General features: G+C 53.1%; 3 protein-coding genes. All 3 read right to left on the reverse strand.

Annotation, left to right across the window (positions count from 1 at the left end):
- Positions 1 to 891, reverse strand: an 891-nt coding sequence (locus F1593_RS27660) for a protelomerase family protein (protein ID WP_216369018.1), incomplete at its 3' end; no start/stop codon positions are given.
- A 511-nt stretch (positions 892 to 1402) separates the two neighbouring features.
- Positions 1403 to 1903, reverse strand: a complete 501-nt coding sequence (locus F1593_RS27665; RefSeq protein WP_149404776.1) for a hypothetical protein — start codon at positions 1901 to 1903, stop codon at positions 1403 to 1405.
- Between the two features lie 111 nt (positions 1904 to 2014).
- Positions 2015 to 2629 (reverse strand): hypothetical protein, encoded by a 615-nt coding sequence (locus F1593_RS27670; RefSeq protein WP_149404777.1) that lies wholly within the window; start codon positions 2627 to 2629, stop codon positions 2015 to 2017.
- Positions 2630 to 2781 lie beyond the last annotated feature (152 nt).

The following is a 2781-nucleotide window of genomic DNA, read 5'->3' on the forward strand; positions in this document are numbered from 1 at the left end:
GGTACTCTGATAGTTGCGTTGCACATCCTCCTCCTCCCCAGCAGACCAGTAATGCCCATAGATCGTTGCCATATACGTGATATCGGGGACATGCGATGGAGCAAAATAAAAGACACACAAGCGACCATAAATACAGCGATTCAAATGCGTGGTGACAAATTCTTTCGATGAACGCAGCGGAATCAACCCACGCAACCGTTCGTTGGCCAGCGCACGCACGACCGACCCGTAGCGATTATTCACCTCGTCAAGCTCCAGGGCGGAACAATCAACCAACGTCCGCAGGCGACGCCACGCGGACAGCACCAGATCCGCTGAGACCAGCGTCGGGATTTCATAGGGCTTCATCAGCAGATGGCGCTTTTTGAGTTGCCCCTCGAAGAGAAGGCTGAACGGCGTTTTGGGATAGAATTTCGCCGTCTTCAGAATCTCCGTACTACGCCGGCCCGTCGCAATCGCCAACCCCAGCGCCAACTCATACCACGGTTCACCGTGTAAGAGCGCCTCGGCCTGCTGCACCAACGCATCTGGCTGCTCCAGCAACTGCTGCTCCTCTAAGCGCCGCTGAAAGCGCTCCTGGGTATCTCCCATCACACGGATCCATTCTTCCTCCGTGAAATTCAGATACCGCAGGGCCAGATGTTCATACTGCTGCGTTTGCGGATTGAGCCAGCGATTGGCCGCCGTCACCTCCAAGCGGTCGCGAATGGCATTGCGCGTATCCGTCATGGGATTGCGTAAGGTCGATTCTTTCGTGATCGAGGGCCGCTCTCGCCAGGCCGCAATCTCCTGCGCACAGATCCGCGCCATCTCCTCTTCCTGCCCCTGCCCCAATGGGGCTAACTGTTCCAGCAGCAGATCAATCCGCTCCGCCAGCCAACGCGTCGTCATACGTCCCGTTCCTTTCATCTCAACACCCAATGTTCTCTCTCGTAGTATACTTCATACATGATGTCTATGTCAATCATCTACAACAGAATTATTGTATAGACATAACACGCTCGTATGGTGAGCCATTCCCCTCTATTTCGGTCAGAGGTGGACCCGTTCCTGTGTGATTGTGATAATCCCCACCAACGTAAGGAGAGTTCTACCCATCTCTGCGCAGCGCCTCACAAAATCACTCACTGAGTGTCAGGGAAACAGCGGAAAAGTCGTTCCAGTGTTGTCGTCATACGGACAGATCATGACAGAAGCAGGGAGGAGAAGGAGAGACAGATCATGATCCACGCACTGCCCCTGTGAGGCCATGAGAGCGTTCCTGGCAGGCGTGAGAAGCGACAGGTCATGACAGCAGCGAGACGGCCACATCGCGCCGGTATGGACAAGTCATGGCACTTTTTCCAGACAGAGCCATGAGCAAACGGTCCTGGTTGATACATTCACGGAATTCGAAAAGTCGTTAAGGAGACAACGGTAATGCCACGTCCCCCTCATTCTTCCCATGCTCAGCAGGACGTGTGAGCCTCCATCCCTTCCATTGAGACACAGAACGCTTTGTCCTACCCATCAGAGAAGCCTGCACTTGCCGCAATCCATCATAGGCATTCTGCCAGGAATGAGGCGCAAAGAGATCGGAATGATCACGGCAGAACTTGCGAAGATTGCGGAGAGCATAGCGTTCTTCATGAGGAGAGATCAACCACCAGTACTTAGCCGCCTGGTTGGTTTCAAATGGGCCAGCGATTGGGCTTTGTAAAGCCGCCGCTGTCCCTAACGTGAGGTTGGGCGTTTCCCCCAGCTCAGCCAATCGTTGGCGAGATCCTTGCGACCACTGATTGTGCTTCCCTGTATGCGTCTGCTTCTTGCGTGCTGAGACACAAGCAGTCAATCCACAGGTGACTTTCTTATCAGAGGGGGAAGCTTGATAGTCATTCCCACAGATAACACAACTTTTCTTCACGATCGGTGCGCTTTCCATGCGAGAAACTCTGGGTTTTCTCTCAGCCAGGCATTGACAAAGCGACTGCGGGCACCATCTGGCAAACTATCCATGAACGCTGCTACATCACGATCATAGGTATAGGGACGAGCAACTTTCCCCTGTGATGGTCGTCCTCTCTTTTTCTTCGTCGTTTCCATGAATGAGAAAACCCTCCAACGAGGCATCATAGGAGAGTTCTGCGACAACTTGGACCTGCCTCAAGAGTGGTTCGCCATCGCTTCCATCTCCAACATAGTGACCTGTTACCAGATGCGGCGTGCGGTCACTGCTTACAAACGCCAACGTGCCTGCACCTGAGAGGCGACCATCAAACACAATGGCCCCCGTATTGAGATCATAGGTTGCAGCATACACGGAAACCCCCTGCTCTTTTCGCCCCGTCGCATAGTTGGTAGAGCGACCTCCTTTTGGTACATTGCCATAGCGGATGTAGAACGTTGAATGAAGATCATCGAGACGCTGACCCCACATCTGAGCATAGGTACGGGCAACGGCTTGCCATGCATCCAGTTGTTCGTTCGATGGTTTGCATGACCAGTCAGTCCCAGCCTGTACCAGATCACCAGTGACCGCGTTGAACTCTGCCCAACGGAGACTTTGGGCATCAAACACACGGTCGTCAGCAGGTGCGTTTCCACCGTCAAAACGAAACGTTTGTCGATGGGGTTGATAGGCAACACGCATTGCACTCCTACCCCTTTCTCTTCTTTCCTTTATGAGTCATCCCGGATTTTCGGGAAACATTTCTAGCACCTAAATGATGCTAAAACCTGAATTGTTTCTAAATCCGGCGGGAGAATACTTCCAAGAACGGGATGGGCATCATCCCAAAGGCG

The sequence above is a fragment of the Dictyobacter arantiisoli genome (assembly GCF_008326305.1).
GTDB lineage: Bacteria > Chloroflexota > Ktedonobacteria > Ktedonobacterales > Ktedonobacteraceae > Dictyobacter > Dictyobacter arantiisoli.